1 protein-coding gene is annotated in these 1,026 nt (G+C 75.2%); it reads left to right on the forward strand.

Annotated elements, in window-relative coordinates; genetic code table 11:
• Positions 1–64 precede the first annotated feature (64 nt).
• Positions 65–1,026 (forward strand): LacI family DNA-binding transcriptional regulator (locus tag BSB02_RS39220; RefSeq protein WP_084966077.1); only part of this gene is annotated, 962 nt, incomplete at its 3' end.

Consider the following 1,026-nt stretch of genomic DNA (forward strand, 5'->3'; position numbering starts at 1 on the left):
CTGATATCGGGGCGTTACCATCGACTACGCCGCCCCGGGCGGGCGGCGCCGGAAGGGGGCAGTCATGGCGGTGCGCCTGCGCGATGTGGCGCAGCTGGCCGGGGTGTCGGTCAAGACCGTCTCCAACGTGGTCAACGGCTATGCCCACGTCGCCCCGGCCACCCGGGCCCGGGTGGAACGGGCGCTGGCCCAGCTCGGCTATCGGCCCAACGTCTCGGCCCGCAACCTGCGCCAGGGCCGCACCGGCGTGATCGCCCTGGCGCTGCCGGAGCTGGATGCCCCCTACTTCGCCGAGCTGGCCCGCTGCGTCATCGCCGCCGCCGCCGAACACCGCTGGCTGGTCGTCATCGAGCAGACCGACGGCCGGCTGGCCCGCGAGCGGCAGGTGCTGGACGGGGTGCGCGACCACCGGGTGGACGGGCTGATCTTCTCCCCGATCGCCATCGGCGCCGAGGAGCTGGCCGCCCGCGCCGATGCCACCGCGCTGGTGCTGCTGGGGGAGCGGATCTGGGACGGCCCGGCCGACCATGTGGCCATCGACAACGTGCGCGCCGCCCGCGAGGTCACCGAGCATCTGATCGGGCTGGGCCGCACCCGGATCGCCGCGCTGGGGGTGCAGGACGCCGCCGTGTCCGGGACCGCGCCGCTGCGGCTGGCCGGCTACCGCCAGGCTCTGGCGGCGCACCATCTGGCGGAGCTGTGTGCGCCGGTGGAGCGCTACCACCGGGCCGAGGGGGCGGCGGCGATGGCCGCCCTGCTGGCTGGGCCGGCCCGGCCGGATGCGGTGTTCTGCTTCAACGACCTGCTGGCGCTGGGCGCGCTGCGCACCATTTTGGCGGCCGGGTTGCGGGTGCCCGAGGACATCGCGCTGGCCGGGCTGGATGACATCGAGGACGGCCGGTTCAGCACCCCGACGCTGACCACCATCGCGCCGGACAAGGCGCAGCTGGCCCGGCTGGCGGTGGATCTGCTGAAGCTGCGGCTGGAGGGCGGCGCCGGGCGGCCGCCGCGGGAGGTGCGGGCCGA

The organism is Thermoactinospora rubra (genome assembly GCF_002093975.1).
GTDB classification, from domain to species: domain Bacteria; phylum Actinomycetota; class Actinomycetes; order Streptosporangiales; family Streptosporangiaceae; genus Nonomuraea; species Nonomuraea rubra_A.